Origin of the sequence: Spongiactinospora sp. 9N601 (assembly GCF_044326295.1) — a bacterium.
GTDB classification, from domain to species: domain Bacteria; phylum Actinomycetota; class Actinomycetes; order Streptosporangiales; family Streptosporangiaceae; genus Spongiactinospora; species Spongiactinospora gelatinilytica.
The window spans coordinates 185745-205850 of sequence record NZ_JBIRBB010000001.1; the positions used below are offsets into that span (position 1 = coordinate 185745).

16 protein-coding genes and 1 tRNA gene are annotated in these 20106 nt (G+C 69.6%); 7 read left to right on the forward strand and 10 right to left on the reverse strand.

What is annotated here, in order from left to right; all coding sequences use genetic code 11:
• Positions 1 to 65 precede the first annotated feature (65 nt).
• Complete coding sequence (locus tag ACH34R_RS00795) at positions 66 to 839, forward strand: sporulation protein (protein ID WP_397559344.1); 774 nt, start codon at positions 66 to 68, stop codon at positions 837 to 839.
• 46 nt (positions 840 to 885) lie between these two features.
• On the opposite strand, the gene coaE is transcribed toward ACH34R_RS00795, so the two are convergent.
• The 5 genes from coaE to polA form a co-directional block, all read right to left on the reverse strand.
• On the reverse strand, positions 886 to 1485 hold the full coding sequence (coaE, locus tag ACH34R_RS00800; RefSeq protein ID WP_397559345.1) for a dephospho-CoA kinase: 600 nt from the start codon (positions 1483 to 1485) through the stop codon (positions 886 to 888).
• On the reverse strand, positions 1485 to 1973 hold the full coding sequence (locus ACH34R_RS00805; RefSeq protein WP_397559346.1) for a GNAT family N-acetyltransferase: 489 nt from the start codon (positions 1971 to 1973) through the stop codon (positions 1485 to 1487). Before ACH34R_RS00805 ends, coaE begins: the two co-directional genes overlap by 1 nt.
• A 113-nt stretch (positions 1974 to 2086) precedes the next feature.
• Positions 2087 to 3580, reverse strand: a complete 1494-nt coding sequence (gene rpsA / locus ACH34R_RS00810) for a 30S ribosomal protein S1 (protein WP_397559347.1) — start codon at positions 3578 to 3580, stop codon at positions 2087 to 2089.
• 225 nt (positions 3581 to 3805) lie between these two features.
• Positions 3806 to 4933, reverse strand: coding sequence for a polysaccharide deacetylase family protein (locus tag ACH34R_RS00815; protein WP_397559348.1), 1128 nt, complete (start codon positions 4931 to 4933; stop codon positions 3806 to 3808).
• An 82-nt stretch (positions 4934 to 5015) separates the two neighbouring features.
• Positions 5016 to 7685 (reverse strand): DNA polymerase I, encoded by a 2670-nt coding sequence (gene polA, locus ACH34R_RS00820; RefSeq protein WP_397559784.1) that lies wholly within the window; start codon positions 7683 to 7685, stop codon positions 5016 to 5018.
• Positions 7686 to 8428: 743 nt separating this feature from the next.
• On the opposite strand from polA, the gene ACH34R_RS00825 reads away from it, so the two are divergent.
• Genes ACH34R_RS00825 through ACH34R_RS00840 form a run of 4 tightly spaced genes read left to right on the forward strand, consistent with a single transcriptional unit; the run spans position 8429 to position 12446 of the window.
• Complete coding sequence (locus ACH34R_RS00825) at positions 8429 to 9604, forward strand: branched-chain amino acid ABC transporter permease (protein WP_397559349.1); 1176 nt, start codon at positions 8429 to 8431, stop codon at positions 9602 to 9604.
• A gap of 13 nt (positions 9605 to 9617) precedes the next feature.
• Entirely contained in the window at positions 9618 to 10607 is a 990-nt protein-coding gene (locus ACH34R_RS00830) for a branched-chain amino acid ABC transporter permease (protein WP_111167737.1), read from the forward strand.
• Positions 10597 to 11628, forward strand: coding sequence for an ABC transporter ATP-binding protein (locus ACH34R_RS00835; RefSeq protein WP_397559350.1), 1032 nt, complete (start codon positions 10597 to 10599; stop codon positions 11626 to 11628). Before ACH34R_RS00830 ends, ACH34R_RS00835 begins: the two co-directional genes overlap by 11 nt.
• Positions 11625 to 12446 carry an ABC transporter ATP-binding protein gene (locus ACH34R_RS00840; RefSeq protein ID WP_397559351.1) on the forward strand — a complete coding sequence of 274 codons (822 nt, stop codon included), beginning with the start codon at positions 11625 to 11627 and terminating at the stop codon, positions 12444 to 12446. Before ACH34R_RS00835 ends, ACH34R_RS00840 begins: the two co-directional genes overlap by 4 nt.
• A gap of 315 nt (positions 12447 to 12761) precedes the next feature.
• On the opposite strand, the gene ACH34R_RS00845 is transcribed toward ACH34R_RS00840, so the two are convergent.
• The gene (locus ACH34R_RS00845) at positions 12762 to 14051 is read right to left on the reverse strand and encodes an ABC transporter substrate-binding protein (RefSeq protein WP_397559352.1); all 1290 of its coding nucleotides are present in this window, start codon (positions 14049 to 14051) and stop codon (positions 12762 to 12764) included.
• A 416-nt stretch (positions 14052 to 14467) separates the two neighbouring features.
• Between ACH34R_RS00845 and ACH34R_RS00850 the strand changes: the two genes are divergently transcribed.
• Entirely contained in the window at positions 14468 to 15361 is an 894-nt protein-coding gene (locus ACH34R_RS00850) for a hypothetical protein (protein WP_397559353.1), read from the forward strand.
• Between the two features lie 28 nt (positions 15362 to 15389).
• Here ACH34R_RS00850 and ACH34R_RS00855 read toward each other — a convergent pair whose 3' ends face one another.
• Positions 15390 to 15986, reverse strand: coding sequence for an ANTAR domain-containing response regulator (locus ACH34R_RS00855; RefSeq protein WP_397559354.1), 597 nt, complete (start codon positions 15984 to 15986; stop codon positions 15390 to 15392).
• A gap of 109 nt (positions 15987 to 16095) precedes the next feature.
• Here ACH34R_RS00855 and ACH34R_RS00860 point away from each other — a divergent pair.
• Positions 16096 to 16179 (forward strand) — tRNA-Leu (locus ACH34R_RS00860).
• A gap of 125 nt (positions 16180 to 16304) precedes the next feature.
• On the opposite strand, the gene pyk is transcribed toward ACH34R_RS00860, so the two are convergent.
• From pyk to ACH34R_RS00875, 3 genes are all read right to left on the reverse strand, one after another.
• Positions 16305 to 17735, reverse strand: coding sequence for a pyruvate kinase (gene pyk / locus ACH34R_RS00865; RefSeq protein WP_397559355.1), 1431 nt, complete (start codon positions 17733 to 17735; stop codon positions 16305 to 16307).
• Positions 17736 to 17807: 72 nt separating this feature from the next.
• Positions 17808 to 18218, reverse strand: a complete 411-nt coding sequence (locus tag ACH34R_RS00870; protein WP_397559356.1) for a DUF2784 domain-containing protein — start codon at positions 18216 to 18218, stop codon at positions 17808 to 17810.
• 92 nt (positions 18219 to 18310) lie between these two features.
• Positions 18311 to 20017, reverse strand: coding sequence for a S8 family peptidase (locus ACH34R_RS00875; protein ID WP_397559357.1), 1707 nt, complete (start codon positions 20015 to 20017; stop codon positions 18311 to 18313).
• Positions 20018 to 20106 lie beyond the last annotated feature (89 nt).

Here is a 20106-nt window from a genome sequence, read left to right on the forward strand (position 1 = left end):
ACCGGCGGGTCCGCCCCGAACCTGACAATCCCCTGCTGAGTCACTTCATACCTGGAGACGTCCCGATGGTGTTCCGCAAACTGATGGCCGCGTTCGGCGCGGGTGTCGAGGTAGACACGGTCCTGCACAACTCTAACGTCCGTCCCGGCGACATCCTCCGCGGCGAGGTCAACTTCCGCGGCGGCTCCGCCCACCAGCGGATCGACGGGATCTTCATCGACTTCACCGCCAAGGTCGAGGTCGAAAGCGGCGACAACGAGTACAACGCGACCTACAGCTTCCTGCACCAGGCGGTGGCGGGGCCGTCGGAGCTGCCGGCGGGCGACTCCAGGTCGGTGCCGTTCGAGATCCAGGTGCCGTGGGAGACGCCGATCAGCGCCATCGGCGGGCATCCGCTGCGCGGCATGCGCCTCGGCGTCGCCACCGAGCTGTCCCTGGCGGGGGCGCTGGACAAGGGCGACCTCGACCCGCTGTTCATCAACCCGCTGCCGGCGCAGGAGTACCTGATCAACGCCCTGAACCGGATGGGTTTCGGCTTCAAGAAGGCCGACCTGGAGCGCGGCACGCTGCGCGGCTCCAGCATGCCGTTCTTCCAGGAGATCGAGTACTACGCGGGGCACGAGTGGCGGCGCCACTTCAACGAGCTGGAGCTGACGTTCATCGCGGGGCCGCAGGCGATGGACGTGATCTTGGAGGCCGACAACCGCGGCGGGTTCCTGTCCGCGGGCGGTGACACCTACAGCAGGTTCACCGTCGGCTACGGCGACAATCCGGCGGGGGTGGAGCAGACCCTGCAGAACGCGCTGCAGGCCATGGCCCGCCGCCGCGGCTGGTTCTGACCTGACGCGAGAGGGCCCCGGCGCGCGATCGTGCGCCGGGGCTTTCTCAACGCCCGGCCTGGCGGCCCAGTGCCGCCCAGACATCCCCCACACGCGCCTCCAGATCGGCCACAGAGCCCTCGTTGGGCACGATGTGGTCTGCTACCGCCAACCGGGCCTCCCGGGACGCCTGGGCGGCGATACGGGCCTTGGCGTCGGCCTCGCTCATGCCGCGGATCCGGACCAGCCGCTCCAGCCTGATCTCGTCGGAGGCGTCGACGACGATCACCGAGTCGTACCGCGGGGCGAGGCCGTTCTCCACGAGCAGCGGCACGTCGTAGACCACGATCGCGTCGTCGGGGGCGGCGGCCTGCAACTCGGCGACCCGCGTGCCGACCAGCGGATGGACGATGCCGTTGAGCGTGGCGAGCTTGGCGGAGTCGGCGAACACGATCGACCCGAGTTTGGCCCGGTCCAGCGCCCCGTCCTTCGTCAGCACCTCCTCGCCGAAGGCCGCCACGACGCGGGCCAGCCCCTCGGTGCCGGGTTCGACGACCTCCCTGGCCACCTGGTCGGCATCGATGACGACCGCCCCCCTGCGGGCCAGCATCCGCGCGACCTCCGACTTGCCCGACCCGATCCCGCCGGTGAGCCCGACAGTCAACATCAGGACCGCTCCTCTCCGGCCGCTCGCGCCGGGCGGCGCATGTGGACGAGCGTCAGATGGTCATGGACCCGTTCCCTGCCCGTCTCCCGATAGCCGTGCCGCCGGTAAAGCCGCAGGCTGGTCTCCGACAGATGGCCGGTGAACAGGTCGAACGCGGCGATCTCCGCCGCCTCGGCGGCCTTTTCGTGCAGTGCGCCGAGCAGCCTGCCGCCGATGCCCCGGCCCTGCATGTCCGGGACGACCACCAGCCGGCCGACCAGGCAGGTGCTCCCGGAGAGCAGGCCGCGCACCGAGCCGATGATCCTGGAACCCGCCGACGCCTTCAGCATGAGCCCGGTGCCCGCGGCCTGGCGGATCCGCTCCACCGACTCCACCAGCGGCGGGATGAACGGGTCGCCGTAGAGCTGGGCCTCGGTCACGTAGGCGGCGCGCTGGACGGTCAGGATCTCCCCGGCGTCGTCCGGCCCGGCCCTCTCGATCCGTGTCACGGCGACCACCCTACTGACCCCGCGAGAGGCCGGAGAACACGAAACCCCGCCACGAGGGCGGGGTCCGGTGGGGCCGGTGGCCCCGGCCGGACAGGCCGGGGCGAACCGGTGTGTCAGGTCTGGCCGCCGGCCAGCTTCTCGCGCAGCGCCGCGAGGGCCTCGTCAGAGGCGAGTGCGCCGCCGGTGCCGCCGCTCTGGGCGGGGGCGCTGCTGGTGGAACCAGCCTGGGGCTCGCCGGTGAAGGACTGGGCGCCCTCTCCGCCGGCCTCGGCCTCGGCCTTGCGGGCCTCCTCGACCTGCCGCTTGTGGGCCTCGAAGCGCGCCTGGGCCTCGGCGTACTGCCGCTCCCACTCCTCACGCTGCTTCTCGAAGCCTTCCAGCCACTCGCCGGTCTCGGGGTCGAAGCCCTCGGGGTAAATGTAGTTGCCCTGGTCGTCGTAGGTCGCCGCCATGCCGTACAGCGTGGGGTCGAACTCCACGTCGGCGCCGATCGCGCCCTCGTTGGCCTGCTTGAGGGACAGCGAGATGCGGCGCCGGTCGAGGTCGATGTCGATGATCTTCACGAAGATCTCGTCGCCGACCTGGACGACCTGCTCCGGGATCTCCACATGGCGCTCGGCCAGCTCGGAGATGTGGACCAGGCCCTCGATGCCCTCCTCGACCCGGACGAACGCGCCGAACGGCACCAGCTTGGTGACCCGGCCGGGGACGACCTGGCCGATCTGGTGGGTGCGGGCGAACTGCTGCCAGGGGTCTTCCTGGGTGGCCTTGAGCGAGAGGGAGACCCGCTCGCGCTCCATGTCCACGTCGAGAACCTCGACGGTGACCTCCTGGCCCACCTCGACGACCTCGGACGGGTGGTCGATGTGCTTCCAGGACAGCTCCGAGACGTGCACCAGACCGTCCACGCCGCCGAGGTCGACGAACGCGCCGAAGTTGACGATCGAGGACACGACGCCCTTGCGGACCTGGCCCTTCTGGAGGGTGTTGAGGAACGTCTGGCGAACCTCGGACTGGGTCTGCTCCAGCCAGGCGCGGCGGGAGAGGACCACGTTGTTGCGGTTCTTGTCCAGCTCGATGATCTTGGCTTCGAGCTCCCGGCCGACGTAGGGCTGCAGGTCGCGGACCCGGCGCATCTCGACCAGGGACGCCGGCAGGAAGCCGCGCAGCCCGATGTCGAGGATGAGGCCGCCCTTGACGACCTCGATAACGGTGCCCGTGACGATGCCGTCCTCGTCCTTGATCTTCTCGATCGTGCCCCAGGCGCGCTCGTACTGGGCGCGCTTCTTGGACAGGATCAGGCGGCCTTCCTTGTCCTCCTTCTGAAGGACAAGGGCTTCAACGTGCTCGCCTACCTCGACGACCTCGGCCGGATCGACATCGTGCTTGATCGAGAGCTCACGGGAGGGGATGACTCCCTCGGTCTTGTAACCGATGTCGAGCAAGACCTCGTCTCGATCGACCTTGACAACGGTGCCCTCGACGATGTCACCGTCATTGAAGTACTTGATGGTCTCGTCGATCGCGGCGAGGAAGGCCTCTTCGGAACCGATGTCGTTGACCGCTACCTGCGGGGTGCTCGAGGTGGCCTCAGTGCTGCTCGTCATGTGTGGAATTGCTCCGAACGCGGACAGATGTCGATGTGTGGCTACCGCGCGGCAGGCCCTCACTTCAACCCGAGGAATCGTTGATCGACATCGTCGAGCGCGAGCCCGCTCCGTCTGAGGCACGCGCGAGCCCACAGCGCAGCGATCAGCATATGAGACGTGAGCGGCCTGGTCAATCCCGGGAAGCGGACCCATCGGGGGCCGGATGCCCCCGCGTCACGCGGGCTAATAGGCGTTGACCTGCTGGCTCCCCTTGACCGCGATATTACCCTGAAGTTTCCGCGGGATGGATATCCGGGCGGGATCGCCGTCGGCGGTGTACCGCTGGTCAGGGTGTTTCGCCAGCCAGTCGAGCCAGTACTTGGAGCACCAGCGACGGCACTCGCCTTTTTTGCCGTTGCTCTGGATCCGCTGGATGCTGCCCCGGTCGAGCTTCTTGTGGTGCGGGGACAGCGAGGGCTCCGCCCCGGCCAGGAAGACGCCCTTGTAGTCGTACCTGGTGCCGCCCCACTTGCCGGACTTGGAGGTCTTGCCGCGCGGGCGCGAGCCGAACGGCAGGGCGAAGGTCTCCGAGTCGGTCACCCCGAGCCGTTGGAGCAGCCGCTCGCCCCTGGCGATCTGCTCTCGCGCCCGCTTCGGCGGGATGGCCCTGAGGTCGGGGTGCCCCCAGGTGTGGTTGCCGACCTCGAAGCCGCGCTCGATCAGCCAGCGCACGGCCTTCTCCTGCTGCTTGACGTCCTCCAGCCCGAACGGCCGGCTGTTGATCCAGAACGTCGCCACGGACCGGAAGTCCGGGTACTTCTTGGCGACGTCGTAGATGATCGCGACCGCGGTGTCCTTGGCCGGCATCCCCCGCTCGTCCAGGGCGAAATGGCTCTCGTGGCCGTCGTCGAAGGTCAGCACCACCGGATGCGAGCCCGCCGGGATGTTGATCTCGCCGCGCACGAACTCGCGGGCGGTGACCGGGACGTAGCCCTCCTTGGCCAGCCGCACCAGCTCGGCGCGGACGGCGGCCGGCGTGCGGTCGATGGACGCGTGCCGCTTGCCGATGATCCGGTGGTACATGAGCACCGGCACCAGGCCCAGCTCGTTGGCCTTGACCCGGCGCGCCGACTCCGGCGTGGCGGTGATCGGCGCGGGCGGGCCCACCGACGGGAGCGCCTGGACCGGCGGCGGCAGGGCCGTGGGGGGCACGGCCGGCGTGGCCGGTCCGGTCTTCGGCCGCGGCTTGGCCACGGGGCGGTTCACCGGCGGATCTTGACCGGACATGGACTGAAGGGCGAGCAGCGCAGCCGCGACGACGATGACGTTGGCGATGGCGACCGCACGCGTGACGAAGGCCGGACTGCGCACACATCTCCAGAGCCGATCGGGGACGGACAGATCACCACACTAGGACCTATCCCCGAGATGCGCGCGAAACCGGACAAACCCCTCAGTGCCCGGCGTCCTCCCATGTACGGCCTACGCCGATCGAGACGTCCAGCGGGACGCGCAGCAGGTAGGCCGAGCTCATCTGCTCGACGACGACCCGCCGCACCGCCTCGGTCTCGCCGGGGGCCACCTCGAAGACCAGCTCGTCGTGGACCTGCAGCAGCATCCGCGAACGCAGCCCCTCCTCCCCCAGCGCCCGGCGCACGTTGAGCATCGCGACCTTGATGATGTCGGCGGCCGACCCCTGGATCGGGGCGTTGAGCGCCATCCGCTCGGCCATCTCGCGCCGCTGCCGGTTGTCGCTGGTCAGGTCGGGCAGGTAGCGGCGGCGGCCCATGATGGTCTCGGTGTAGCCGTCGTTGCGGGCCTGGGCCACGATCGCGTGCAGGAAGTCGCGCACCCCGCCGAACTCCTGGAAGTATTCGTCCTTCAGCGCCCTGGCCTCGGCGACCGGGATGTTGAGCTGCCCGGACAGCCCGAAGTCGGACAGGCCGTAGGCCAGGCCGTAGTTCATCGCCTTGATCCGGGCCCGCAGCTCGCCGCCGACCTGCTCGGGCGGCAGCCCGAACACCCGCGCGGCGGTGGCCTGGTGGAAGTCGTGGCCGGACTCGAAGGCGGCGATCAGCGACTCGTCACCGGACAGATGGGCCATGATCCGCAGCTCGATCTGGCTGTAGTCGGCGGTCAGCAGGGTCTCGAAGCCCTCGCCGACGGTGAAGCCCTGCCGGATGCGGCGGCCCTCGCTCGTGCGGATCGGGATGTTCTGGAGGTTGGGCTTTTCCGAGCTGAGCCGGCCGGTGGCCGCGATGATCTGGTTGAAGGTGGTGTGGATGCGGCCGTCGTCGCCGATCTCCTTGATCAGGCCCTCGACCGTGACCCTGAGCTTGGTCTGGTCGCGGTGCCGCAGCATGATCGTCGGCAGCTCGTGCTCGGTCTGCGTGGCCAGCCAGGCGAGCTGGTCGGCGTCGGTGCTGTAGCCGGTCTTGGTGCGCTTGGTCTTGGGCAGGCCCAGCTTGCCGAACAGGATCTCCTGGAGCTGCTTGGGCGAGCCCAGGTTGAACTGCTCGCCGACCACCCCGTGCGCCTCCTCCACCGCCTGCTTGACCGCGGCCCCGAACTGGGCCTCCTGGGCGGCGAAGTGCTCCCGGTCGGCGGCGATGCCCGCGCGCTCCATCTCGGCGAGGACCCTGACCAGCGGCAGCTCCACATCACCCATCAGATGGGTGCCGCCGCGCGAGGAGAGGAATTCCTCCAGGCCGTCGGCCAGCTCGCGCACCGCCTGGGCGCGCAGCGCGAGGTCACGGGCCTCGGCGTCGTCGTTGTCCTCGCCCGCGGCGTCGAACAGCGTGCCCTGCCCGCCGGGGCCGGACTCGGCCCGCAGCTCCCGCGACAGGTAGCGCACGGCCAGGTCGTCGAGCTTGAAGTCACGCTGGCCGGGGGTCGCCAGGTAGGCCGCCAGCGCGGTGTCGCACGACAGCCCGCGCAGCTCCAGGCCCTGCGCCCACAGCGCGAGCATCGGGCCCTTGGCGTCGTGGACGGCCTTGGGCCTGGTCTCGTCGGCCAGCCATTCGCGCAGCGCCCGCTCGTCGCCCTCGGTGAGCGCCGCCGGGTCGACGTAGGCCGCGACGCCGTCGGGCGAGGCGATGGCCAGCGCGTCGATGCGGCCGGTGCCGCTGCCGTAGGCGCCGCGGAACTCCAGCCCGGCCCGGCCCCGCGGCATGTCGGCGAGCCAGCCGGCCAGCTCGTCGGGGCCGGGAAGGGTCAGCTCGACCTCGAAGCCCGCCTCCGCCTCGGCGGTGGCCGAGGCGGGGCCGAGCGTGTTGAACAGCCGCTCGCGCAGCTCGCCGCGGATCTGCAGGGAGTCGAGGAGCTTGTGGATGCCGTCGCGGTCGAAGGCGCCCATGGTGAGGGCGGCGATGTCGGTCTCGACCGGCACGTCGCGGCGCAGCTCGGTGAGCCGCCGGTTGAGCAGCACCTGGTCGAGGTGGTCGCGCAGCTTCTCGCCGACCTTGCCCTTGACCTCGTCGACGCGGTCGACCAGCTCCTGCAGCGAGCCGTACTCGCGGATCCACTTGGCGGCGGTCTTCTCGCCGACCCCCGGGATGTTCTTCAGGTTGTCGCTGGTGTCGCCGCGGATCGCGGCGAAGTCGGGGTACTGGACCGGGGTCAGCTCGTACTTCTCGTAGACGGCGTCGGGCGTGAACCGGGTCATGTCGCTGATGCCGCGGCGGGTCATCAAAACGGTGATCCGCTCGTTGACGAGCTGGAGGGCGTCGCGGTCGCCGGTGACGATCAGCACGTCCATCTCCTGGCCCGCGGCCTGGGTGGCGAGCGTCGCGATCAGGTCGTCGGCCTCGAAGCCGGGCTGGGACATGCGCGGCACGCCCAGCGTGTCGAGCATCTCGAAGATCAGGCTGACCTGGCCGCGGAAGTCTTCCGGCGTCTCGGTGCGGTTGGCCTTGTACTCGGCGTACTCGACATGCCGGAAGGTCGGCTCCGAGCGGTCGAAGCAGACCGCGATGTGGGTCGGCCGCTCATCGCGCAGCGCGTTGACCAGCATGGAGGTGAACCCGTAGACCGCCTCGGTGTGCTGGCCGTCGGTCGTGACGAGGTTGGCCTCCTTGAGCGCGTAGAACGCCCGATAGGCCAGCGAATGCCCGTCGAGCAGCATAAGGCGTGGGGACGCGGGGGTCACTTCTGTCTTCGGCACACCACGCAGCCTAGTCGTCTGCTACGACAGAAAACCCGAGCTCGGCACACCGTGGGGACCTCTTTGACACCGGTCCGCTCCCAGGTCGGAACGGCCGGCCCGCGGCAGGGGCGTGATGAGCCCGGGGCGCCTTTGGTGCCGTGAGTGGGCTTCCCCGCCCCGCACGTTGTCTACTCGGCCACCCCGGGCTCCGCTGGCTCCACGGTAGCGAGCCGGCGGGCCTCGCGCAAAGGGAGACGTCAGAGGCTTTTGTGGTGATCCACGACGTTCGTAACGTTCGAGGCGGTAGTGACGATGGTGGCCAGAGGTGTCCCGCTCGGAGGACTGGCCGAATTGGCGTAATTAGCCAAACCATAAGACGGCACTGTCGGACTTCACATGTTCAGTAAATATGCTCTGACCTGGTCGATTTTTCCTCACGCCGAAGAAACACCCTGGTCACCGATTGGTGACGAACGGCCCCTTACCGGGCGGCCCAGAGCTAAGCTCCGCCCACAGCATTGCACCTCATTCTTGCGATGTGGCGTGCCGGGATGGGGGCACAACCTCCACCACGACCTCATTAGGGAGCACCATTGCGCAGAGCCGTGATCGCGTTCACGGCGTTCCTTGGCGGACTCATCTTCCTGCTCACGTCCTCCACCGCTGCGGCGTGGGCAGAGGGCGAGGGCCTGAAGGGGACACTCAAACACCAGAGTCAGCCAGTGAACGGTGTGAAGATCAGTGTCGTTGACGAGGGCGGGGACGCCGTCGGCGACGACACCACCGATGCCAAGGGCGAATGGGCGATCCCCGTTCCCAAGGCAGGCACCTACAAGGTCACCCTGGACCAGAAGACGCTCCCGCAGGGAGTGGCGCTGAAGTTCAAGGACAGAGCGACCCTCACGGTACAGGTCTATGAGGGCAACCAGCGCACCGTACTGTTCGCCATCGCGGCGGGCGGAGGCGGCGGCCCGGGCGACGCCGAGGCGGCCAAGCCGCCGAGCGAGTCGGCCCAGTACTGGACGCGCGTGGCGCAACTCGGCTTCGAGGGGCTGAGCCTCGGCCTGATCATCGCGCTCGGCGCGGTCGGCCTGTCGCTCATCTTCGGCACGACCGGGCTCACCAACTTCGCGCACGGGGAACTGCTCACCCTCGGCGCGTTCGCCGCGTTCGTGTTCAACACCGCGATGGGGCTGCACCTGCTGATCGCCGCCCCGCTGGCCGTGGCGGTCGCGGCGGTGTTCGGATACGCCCAGGACCGATGGTTCTGGGGCGTGCTGCGCAGGCGCAAGACCGGGATCATCTCGATGATGATCGTCTCGATCGGCCTGGCCATGTTCCTGCGGTACACGCTGCTGTTCTTCTTCGGCGGCCAGGGCAGGTCCTACGAACAGTACGTCGCCCAGCAGGGCATGCAGCTCGGCCCGATCTCGGCCACGCCCAAGAGCCTGGTCGCGATGGCCATCGAGATCGCCGTGCTGATCCTCATCGGCCTGGGGCTGCTGTACACGCGCATCGGCAAGGCCACCCGCGCGGTGGCCGACAACCCGGCGCTCGCCGCGTCCTCGGGCATCAACGTCGACCGGGTCGTGCGGATCGTGTGGGCGGCGGGCACCGCCACCGCCGCGCTGGCCGGCATCCTGCTCGGCACCACCCAGAACCTCGGCTACCAGATGGGCCTGCAGGTCCTGCTGCTGATGTTCGCCGGCGTCACGCTCGGCGGCCTCGGCACCGCCTTCGGCGCCCTGGTCGGGTCCCTGATCGTGGGGGTGTTCATCCAGGTCTCCACGTTGTGGATCCCACCCGAGATGAAGACGGTGGGCGCGCTGGTGGTCCTCATCATCGTGCTACTCATCCGGCCGCAGGGCATCCTCGGCCGCCGCGAGCGGATCGGTTAGGGGGACCGCGGACATGGACTGGACTCTCATCATCAGCCGCGCCGCGGAGGCCGGCATCGGCACCGAGACCGTGATCTACGCGCTCGCCGCGATCGGCCTCAACGTGCACTTCGGCTACACCGGCCTGCTGAACTTCGGCCAGGCCGCCTTCCTCGCGGTCGGCGCCTACGCGATCGCCGTCACCGTATCGACCTTCGGCCTGCCGTTCTTCCTGGGCGTGGCCATCGGCCTGGCCCTGGCGATCGTGCTGGCCCTGCTGCTGGGCATACCCACCCTACGGCTGCGGGCCGACTACCTGGCCATCGTCACCATCGCCGCGGCCGAGATCGTCCGCCTGGTGGTGCGCGCGGTGGCCCTGCGGGACACCTTCGGCGGCACCGACGGCCTGCAGGGGTTCTCCGACTCCTTCTACTCGCTCAACCCCTACCCCGCCGGGCAGTACGAACTGGGCTCGATCATCGGCTTCGACCACCGCACGATGTGGGTGCTCACCGTCGGCTGGGTCCTGGTCGCGATCTCCTGCTTCCTGATCTACCTGCTCATGAAGAGCCCGTGGGGCCGTGTGCTGAAGGCCATCCGCGAGGACGAGGACGCCGTGCGCAGCCTCGGCAAGAACGTGTTCTCCTACAAGATGCAGTCGCTGATGATCGGCGGCGTGATCGGCTCGCTGGCGGGCTTCATCTTCGCGCTCAGCCGGGCCGCCGTGCAGCCGGACCTGTTCAGCACGGAACTGACCTTCTACGCGTACACGGTCCTCATCCTCGGCGGCGCCGCCCGCATCCTCGGGCCCGTGGTGGGCGCGGCCATCTTCTGGGCCCTGCTCGTCCTGATCACGACCGGGCTGGAGGAGGCCGTCCGCGCGGGCGTCATCACCTTCATCACCACCAACCAGGTCGGCGCGATCAGGTTCATGCTGGTCGGCCTGGGGCTCATGCTCCTGCTCATCTTCCGGCCGCAGGGCATCTTCGGCGACAAGAGGGAGATCGCACTCGATGCACGCTGACGAAGCCGCAGACCGCTCGCCAAAGGCCGCGGGGCACACCCCGCAGGCCCCCACGGACGGCAACCGCGGGGCGCACGCCACCGCCGCCTTCGCCGGGCTCGCCACCGAGCCGGGCGTGGCCAAACCCGACCCCATCCTGGTCGTCGACAACGTGGTGCGCCGCTTCGGCGGCCTCACGGCCGTGGACGTCGAGCACGTCGAGATCCAGCGCGGTTCCATCACCGCGCTCATCGGCCCGAACGGCGCGGGCAAGACCACCTTCTTCAACCAGCTCACCGGCTTCGACAGCGCCGACGCCGGGCAGTGGACCTTCAACGGCCGCAGGATCAACGGCCTGGCCGCGCACAAGATCGCCCGGATCGGGATGGTCCGCACCTTCCAGCTCACCAAGGCCCTGTCCAAGCTGACGGTCCTGGAGAACATGCGCCTGGGCGCCCAGAAGCAGATCGGCGAGAGCTTCCTGCGGGCGCTCATTCCGAGCCTGTGGCGCGACCAGGAGGACGAGATCACCCAGCGGGCCGAAGAACTGCTCGCGCGGTTCAAGCTGGACGCCAAGCGCGGCGACTTCGCCGGCAGCCTGTCCGGCGGCCAGCGCAAGCTGCTGGAGATGGCCCGCGCGCTGATGGTCGGCCCCGAGCTGGTGATGCTCGACGAGCCCATGGCCGGGGTCAACCCGGCGCTCACCCAGTCCCTGCTCGGCCACGTCAAGGACCTGCGCGAGCAGGGCATGACCGTGCTGTTCGTCGAGCACGACATGGACATGGTCCGCGACATCAGCGACTGGGTGGTCGTCATGGCCCAGGGCCAGGTGATCGCCGAGGGCCCGCCCGGCACGATCATGTCGGACACCCGCGTGGTGGACGCCTACCTGGGCGCGCACCACGACACACCCCTGTCGGCAGAGGAGGAGGAGCGGCAGCTCGCCGAGGCCGAGGCCGAACTGGAGGCCGAGGCCGCCAAGGAGCCCGGCCCGGACTCCCCGGAGACCGACTCGACCGCTCAGGAAGGAGCAGGCCGGTGACCGAGCCCAACGGCCAGCCGCTCACCCGGGCCCAGGAGGCCCGTGACACGTCCGCGGCCGCCGTCACCGACCGTTCCGCGCACGTCGCGGCGGCGAAGGACGCGGTGCTGCGCTGCGACGAGCTGTACGCCGGATACGTGCCCGGCGTGAACATCCTCAACGGGTGCGACCTCTACGTCGGCGACGGCGAGCTGATCGGCATCATCGGCCCCAACGGCGCGGGCAAGTCCACCCTGCTCAAGTCGATGTTCGGGCTGGTGGACGTGCGCCGGGGCACGGTGACCCTGAAGGGTGAGAACATCACCCGGCTCAAGGCGCACGCGCTCGTGGCGCGCGGGGTGGGATACGTCCCGCAGACCAACAACGTCTTCCCCAGCCTCAGCATCGAGGAGAACCTCCAGATGGGCGCGTTCCAGGCGCCCAGGAAGTTCAAGGAGCGCTTCGAGTTCGTCGCCGAACTGTTCCCCGCGCTGAAGGAGCGCCGCAAGCAGCGCGCCGGATCACTGTCCGGCGGCGAGCGGCAGATGGTCGCCATGGCCCGGGCCCTGATGACCGAACCCTCCGTGCTGCTGCTCGACGAGCCCTCCGCGGGCCTGTCGCCCAAGCTGCAGGACCAGGTGTTCATCCGCGCCCAGCAGATCAACCGGGCGGGCGTCACGGTGATCATGGTGGAGCAGAACGCCCGCCGCTGCCTGCAGATCTGCGACCGCGGTTACGTCCTCGACCAGGGCCGCAACGCCTACACCGCCACCGGCAGGCAACTGATCAACGACCCGAAGGTGATCGAGCTCTACCTCGGCACGCTCGCCAGGGCCTGATCCCGCACCGGCGGACGGCCCCGGTCCCCCTCACAAGGGGACCGGGGCCGTTCGCATCCGAGCCGCGGCGAGACATGCGCCTGCGCGGCGCTGAGCGCGTCGTGGAGCGGCCACCGGTGCGCGGCCGATAGTCGTTTCCGTACCGGCGACGGCGGGCGCGAGCGGGCCCCTCAGGCGTCCAGGGCGGTCCATGACGAAGGGCCCCGGCCGGGAGTGGCCGGGGCCCTTCGGTACAGCGATTCATGATGGGGAGATCAGCCTGCCCTGAGTGGGCTCATGGCCGCCGCCTCCCCGGGTGTGGAACGCCGGGCTGGATCAGCCCTCGACCTTGCCCGTACGGTAGTCGACGTTCTTGTGCGTGTTGCTGTCGTCGTACTGGTAGACGCCGATGGTGGCCTCGGTCGGGTCACCGGCGTCGCTGAACTCGATCGGGCCGCTGACGCCGTTGAAGTCGACGTCCTTGCCCGCCTTGATCAGGTCGACGCACGCCTTGAAGTTGTCGCACTTCTCGCCGCCCTTGCTGACCTCGGGCAGCTTGGCCGCGATCGCGGCGCCCTCGTCGCTCTTGGCGGCCTCGGCGGCCAGCGCGATCAGGATCGCGGCGTCGTAGGACTCGGGACCGTAGTTGAAGTCCTTCAGGTCCGGGTTGATCTTCAGCAGCTTGTTCTTCAGGTCGTCCTTGACCTCCGCGCCGGGCTGGGTGCCCTTGACACCCTTCAGGGTGCCCTTCGGGAAGTCCTCGGAGTAGTTCTGGAGGTTGCCGTCGACGAAGTAGAGCTTGACCTTGTCGGGGCCGATGCCCTGCTTGATCAGTTCAGGGATGATCTTCTTGCTCTCCTCGAACGAGATCAGCGCCAGCGCCTTGGGGTTCTTGGCCTTGATCTTGGCGACGTCGGCGGAGAAGTCGGCCGCGGCCGGGTCGTAGGCGATCTTGTCGGTGACTTCGCCACCGCCGCCCGTGACGGCCTTCTCCACCTGGTCGGCCAGGCCGGTCCCGTAGGAGTCCTGGCGGTTGAGGATCGCGACGGCGTCGCTGCCGTCCGCGATGATCAGGTCGCCGAGGACCCGGCCCTGCAGGACGTCGGAGGGCGCCGTACGGAAGTACAGGCCCTTGTCGTTGTACGTCGTGAACTCGGGCGAGGTGTTGGCGGGCGAGAAGTGGATCACGCCCGCGTTCACGATCTTGTCGATCACCGTGAACGACACACCGGACGACGCCGCGCCGATGATGGCGTCGGCCTTCTGCTGGATCATCTTGTCGACGGACTGCGAGGCGATGTCGGTCTTCGCGTCACCGGAGTCCGTGTGAACCTTGGCCACCGACTTGCCGAGGACGCCGCCCGCGGCGTTGATCTCCTCGATGGCCAGGTCCACGCCGGCGAATTCCGGGGGTCCGAGGTACGCCAGGTCACCGGTCTGCGGTAGCAGGGTCCCGATGGTGAGCGTGCCGTCACCCTTGGACTGCGCCGCGGACGTTGATGGCGCCGAGGACGCAGAGTCGGTCGGCGCGGCAGCGTTGTTGCCGCCACCGCCGCAGGCCGTCAGGGCGAGACTCGCGGCCGCAGCGACGGCCAGCACGCGCCCGACGGGGGCAATGCGGATCATGAAGCATCTCCTTCATCCAGGCCGGGATATGTCAGCGCCGCCGACCCGTCCCGATCGAATGACGGAAACGTATAAAACCGCACACCCCGCAAGCCATAGATCCGCCGGAACTGAGGGCACTTGGATGCGGAGTCGTAATCACTCCTCAACTTACCGGCGGTCGGATCGGCATTACCGGCGTGACGTGTAACAACGTGCTACATCGCACCGCCATCGTCTCACATGCCGGTTACCCTGTCTCGTATATCGGAAGTAAAAGCGATCTACCCTGACATGGTCCGGCGCTCCGGAGGGCGGCGTGGCCAGGTGAGCGTCTGTCGGAAGACGCACCTGAGCAGAGTATTGATGCCCTATAACGGGATTGATAGCCGGTTGTCGGGTTTTGTAATCCCGGGCGGCGGGCTAGGGTGCCGATCGTGATCGGCCCCGCTGTACCCCGCCCGCGTCACCGGCGCGGCCCCTGCGCCAAGGCCGCGGCGCTCGCGCTCACCTGCGCGGTGACGGCCTGCGGCGGGCCTGCGGCGGCCCCCGAACCCGCACCGGCCGCGCCGCCGCCAGGGCTCACCGTCGCGCTGCGGCAGATGCGCATCGACGAACTCAAGCACGTCCTCTCCGTCGCCGTGGGCAACTCCGGCCCCGCGCCCGTCCACATCGAGCGGGTCCAGCTCCACGCGCCGCCGCTGGCCACGCTGCCGCCCGAGCCGGTGAACACCCGGATCGGCACCACTCCCCGGGTGGACCTGCGCATCCCGTACGGCGCCGTCCACTGCGCCGGCCGCACGCCGCCCGCGCCCGGCCCCGCCCACGTGCTCGCCTGGATCAGGGAGCCGGCCGGCACCCGCCGGATCCGCCTGCCGCTCCCCCACCCCGACCCGCTGGTGACCCGCCTGGTCGGCCTGGAGTGCGGCGCCCAGGCCGTGCGCGCTGCCGCGGACGTACGGCTCGGCGCCATGTGGACCCGGCGGGGCGACGCGCTGGCCGGCGAGGTCGTGATGCGGCGCAGGACGCCCGGCACCACAGTCACGCTGCACGATGTCGGCGGCAGCGTGATCTTCGGACTGTCACCGGCCGGCGCGCGGGAAAAGCCGCTCGCCGTACTGGGCCCGGACCGGGAGGAACTGACCGTGCCGGTGCGCTTCACCGCCCCGAACTGCTCGGCCCACTCCATGGCCGACGCCAAGAAGCCCTACGCGTTCCCGTTCTGGGCGAGCCTGCCCGGCCTCGAACGGCGCTATCTGGAGTTCGAGGTCACGGCGGAACTGCGGGGATCGCTGGACCGGCTGCTGCGGGAGACCTGCAAGAACCGCTGAGCGGTCCCCCGCGCCGGGGCGGCGGACCTCAGGACTCGGGCGCCGGCCCGGCCGCCGCCTCGTCCACCACGACCTGGGCGACCTGCCGCATGCTCAGCCGGCGGTCCATGGACGCCTTCTGGATCCACCGGAACGCCTGCGGCTCGGTCCAGCCGTGCCTGGCCATCAACAGCCCCTTGGCCCGCTCGACCAGCTTGCGCGTCTCCAGCCGGTCCGACAGCGTGCCGACCTCGCGCTCCAGCGCCTTGATCTCGTCGTGCCTGCTGACCGCCATCTCGATCGCGGGCACCAGGTCGGACTTGGTGAACGGCTTGACCAGGTAGGCCATCGCCCCGGCGTCGCGCGCCCGTTCCACCAGGTCGCGCTGGGAGAAGGCGGTCAGGATCAGGCAGGGCGCCACCCGCTCGGAGACGATCCGCTCCGCGGCCGAGATCCCGTCCAGGATGGGCATCTTCACGTCCAGGATCACCAGATCCGGGCGCAGCTCCAGAGCGAACTTGACCGCGGTCTCGCCATCTCCCGCCTCCCCGACGACGGCATAGCCGTCCTCTTCCAGCATCTCCTTGAGATCGAGGCGGATCAGGGCCTCGTCCTCCGCGATCACTACTCGCCGCTGCGTACTCACGACCAGAAGGGTACCGACGTCCGGTACGCTAGTACCACGCTGACGGACGCTCGCCGATCGACTTCGGTCGGTCAGAGTTCCCTGTCAAACCGGGACAAGTTCATAGTTAGCCGGAATGGCGGAATAGGCATACGCGAACGCCTCAAAAGCGTTTGTCCGCGAGGGCATGTGGGTTCGAGTCCCACTTCCGGCACCTTCAGTCGATGGGCGCGCTCGCGCCCTCTCCCACCCTTCGGCCCTTCGCCCGCGGCTCGCGCACGCCTTCCCCGGCGCGGGCGAACGGCGGGCATGCCCCGCCGTCCGCGCCCGGATGCCGGGCTAGCTGGGGTGGGAGACCGCCGAGCCGATGGTGTGGACCCGCAGGGCGTTGGTGGAGCCGTGGGTGCCGGGCGGGGAGCCCGCGACGATGACGACCTTGTCGCCCTTCTCGCAGCGGCCCAGGCTGAGCAGCGACGACTCCACCTGCCTGACCATGTCGTCGGTGTGGTGGACGAACGGCACGTGGAAGGTCTCCACGCCCCAGGTCAGGGAGAGCTGGCCGCGCACGTGCGGGGCCGAGGTGAAGGCCACCAGCGGGATGGACGAGCGGTAGCGGGCCAGCCGGCGGGCGGTCTCGCCGGACATCGTGAAGGCCACCAGGACCTTGGCCCCGACGATGGCCCCGACCTCTGCGGCGGCCCGCGCGATGGCGCCGCCGGTGGTCTCCGGCATGCGGTCCAGCGTGTGGGTGGCGTGCAGGACCGCGCGCTCGGCCGCGCAGGCGATGCGGTCCATCGTCTGGACGGCCTCGATCGGGTAGGTGCCGACGGACGTCTCGCCGGAGAGCATGACCGCGTCGGCGCCGTCCATCACCGCGTTGGCGACGTCGGACGCCTCGGCGCGGGTGGGCCGCGGGGAGTGCATCATCGAGTCGAGCATCTGGGTGGCCACGATCACCGGCCTGGCCTTCTCCCGGCACAGCTCGATGGCCCGCTTCTGCACGATCGGCACGTCTTCCAGCGGCAGCTCCACACCGAGGTCGCCCCGGGCGACCATAATGCCGTCGAACGCCTCGACGACCTCGGGGAGCCGCTCCACCGCCTGCGGCTTTTCGATCTTGGCGAGCAGCGGGAGGCGGACCGCCTCCTGCTCCATGATGTTGCGGACGACATCGGCGTCGGACGGCCGCCTGACGAACGACAGCGCGATCATGTCGAAGCCGGTGCGCAGCGCCCAGCGCAGGTCGGCCTCGTCCTTGTCGGTGAGGGCGGGCGCGCTGACGTTGACGCCCGGCAGGTTGAGGCCCTTGTTGTCGGAGATCATGCCGCCGACGACCACGCGAAGGGTGACGCGCGGGCCGTCGACCCGGGTCACCTCCAGCACCACGCGGCCGTCGTCGACCAGGACGGTGTCACCGGCCTTGACGTCGTTGGGCAGCCCGGCGTAGGTGGTGGAGACCTGCTCGCGGTCGCCGGGGACCTTCTCGGTGGTGATCGCGAACACGTCGCCGAAGCCGAGGCGGACGGGTCCTTCCTCGAAGGTGCCTACGCGGATCTTCGGACCCTGCAGGTCGGCCAGCAGGCCGACGCCCCGGCCAAGGTCGGCGGCGGCCTCCCGCACCCTGTCGTAGATCTCCTTGTGCAGCTCATGGGTGCCGTGGCTGAGGTTGAACCGCGCGACGTCCATCCCGGAGGCGACGAGCTCGCGGATGCGCTCGGGGGAGGAGGTTGCGGGGCCGAGGGTACAGACGATCTTTGCGCGACGAGTCACACGACTACTTTATTGGTACAGACCACTTGGTGATGACATCCGCGTTGACCGGGTGAGAGCACCTGGTGAAGGTCATGCCGACGTCAGGCCCTCTGAGCTGGGCCGTTCCACCGGCCCGCGACGTGCGGCCCGCCGTCTGGACAGAGTTCCGTAGCCGATCCAGGAGATCAGTATGAGGGCGGCGACGATCCAGCGCACCACCGTGGTGTACTCCTCGGGGTAGATGATCCCCTCGATGTAGTGGTCGATGAACCCGCTCGGGGCGAGCCCGGCGAGCCCGGCGTTGGTCCTGCCCCAGTTCTCCAGGGCGGTCAGGGGGCACTCCACCCCCGTGGCGATCGAGATCAGTCCCCAGGCCGCGACCGCGGCGTGCGCCCAGATGGTCCGCGGCAGCCGCCAGGCCAGGAACCCGCCGACCGCCATGTAGGCGAGGAAGAGGAAGTGGACGACCATCGCGGCGTCTCCGGCCAGCCGATATCCCATGTCATCGACGTTAGACCGGCGCCCGGCGAGCGGCATCCGCCCGCCTACTCAACCACCCCCGCGACCGCACTCATGATCCTGAAGCCGGGTACTCAGGGCCGGATGGTCGCGGCCTTGGCGGCGTCGATGAGCCCGCGGCCGTAGAAGCCGTTGCGCGAGCGGTCGCCCTCGCACATCTGGGTGCCGCTCATGTACCGCTGGCCGCGCGGCATCGGGCAGGCGATCGGGGTGGCGGTCTCGTAGAGCAGTTCACGGACCCTGCCGGGGGCCATGCCGAACGCGCCGCCCGCCGCCTTGCCGCCCTCCGCCCCCTTGGACCCGTCCGCGTTCTCGCCGAACCGGCTGATCAGGATGGCGGCCACGCCGGTGGCGTGCGGGGCGGCCATCGAGGTGCCCTGGAGGTACTGGTAGTAGGCGCAGGTGCCGCCGCGGCAGTCGCGTACGACGGACGGGCTCTTGGAGGCGCCGTCCGGGCCGATCAGGCCGCGCTCGCGCAGCGCCCGCTCGGGCGCGGCGGCCAGGATGGTCTTGGTGACGTCGCCGCCCCCGGCGTCGCCCCCCGGCGCGGTGAGGTCGGTCTGCTCGATGCCGTAGTCGGAGTAGGCGGCCTTGACCTTGTCCGGGCCGACCGCGGAGACCGAGATGACGCCCTTGGACTCGGCCGGGACGTTCAGGCAGGAGTTGTCGATCCGCCGGGTGCGCTCGGACCCCGAGGGGTGGTCGGGGCTGGTGGTGTCCACCTCGGGGCGCCCGAGGTCGGTGGCGCCGTTGCCGATGGCGCTGATCAGCGTGACGCCCTTGCCGCGGGCGTAGTCCAGGGCGCGCTGCATGCCGGTGATGATGCCGCGCTGCTCCATCCGCTCGGCCTCGGAGTCGGCGGGGTTGTCGGTGCAGTTGAACAGCCAGGGATCGATGTAGTAGCTCATGTTGACCACGTCGATGCCGGCGTCGGCGGCGTAGGTCAGGGCGTCCAGGCTGGGCTTGAGGAAGAACAGCCCGGAGTCCTGCCCGGCGCGTATGTTGACCAGGGTCACGTTGGGCGCGACGCCGGCGACGCCGAGGCCATTGACGGGCGAGGCGATCGTGCCGGCGACGTGGGTGCCGTGGCCGTCGTCGTCCACGTCCGCGGGGTCCTTGCAGCCGGGGTGCTCGCAGGGGCCGTCCAGCGTCTCGCCCTTGGGGTCCTTGGGCTGGTCGGTGACGAAGTTGCGGCTGAGCCCGCGGTCGAAGTTGGGCGCGATGTCGGGGTGCGAGCCGTCCACTCCGGTGTCGATCACCCCGACCAGGACCCGCTTGTCGCCGGGAGCGGCGGCGTAGGAGCGCGCGGCGGTCGCGCCGATCATCTTCATGTCCCACTGCCGGTCGGCGAGCGGTTCCGGGCCGCCGGCGAGGGCGGCGCCGAGGTCGGCGTGGCCGGCGAGGTCCTTGTCGACGCGGGGTACGGCGAGCGTGCCGCCCGCCCGGGTGGCCGTCCCGATCCGCCGGTTGGCGGAGACGCCGACGATGGCGTCGCTGCGCCCCAGGGCGCGGACGAACGCCGTCCCTGGGCCGTCGGCGACGAGGTATCCGAGCCGGGGGTCGCCCTCGCGCGGGCGGAGCGTGCCCCCCGCCTCCCGCACGGCCCGTTCGGCCGCGGCCTGACCGCCTTCGGCATAGAAGACCAGGCGGGCCTGGAGCCCCTCCGGCGCGCCGGCGGCCACCGCGGGCACCGGCCCGGCGCCCGTGACGGCCAGTGTCATGGCGCATGTCACGGTGAGCGCGGCCATGGCGCGGGCCAGGCGATCGTTCCCCCGTCTCATCTACCCTCCCGCTGTGCCGGCTCTCCCCAGCATTCTGTCCAGGGATCTAACCCTAGACTCCGCCACTTCACCCTCCTGGCATCTTTTGA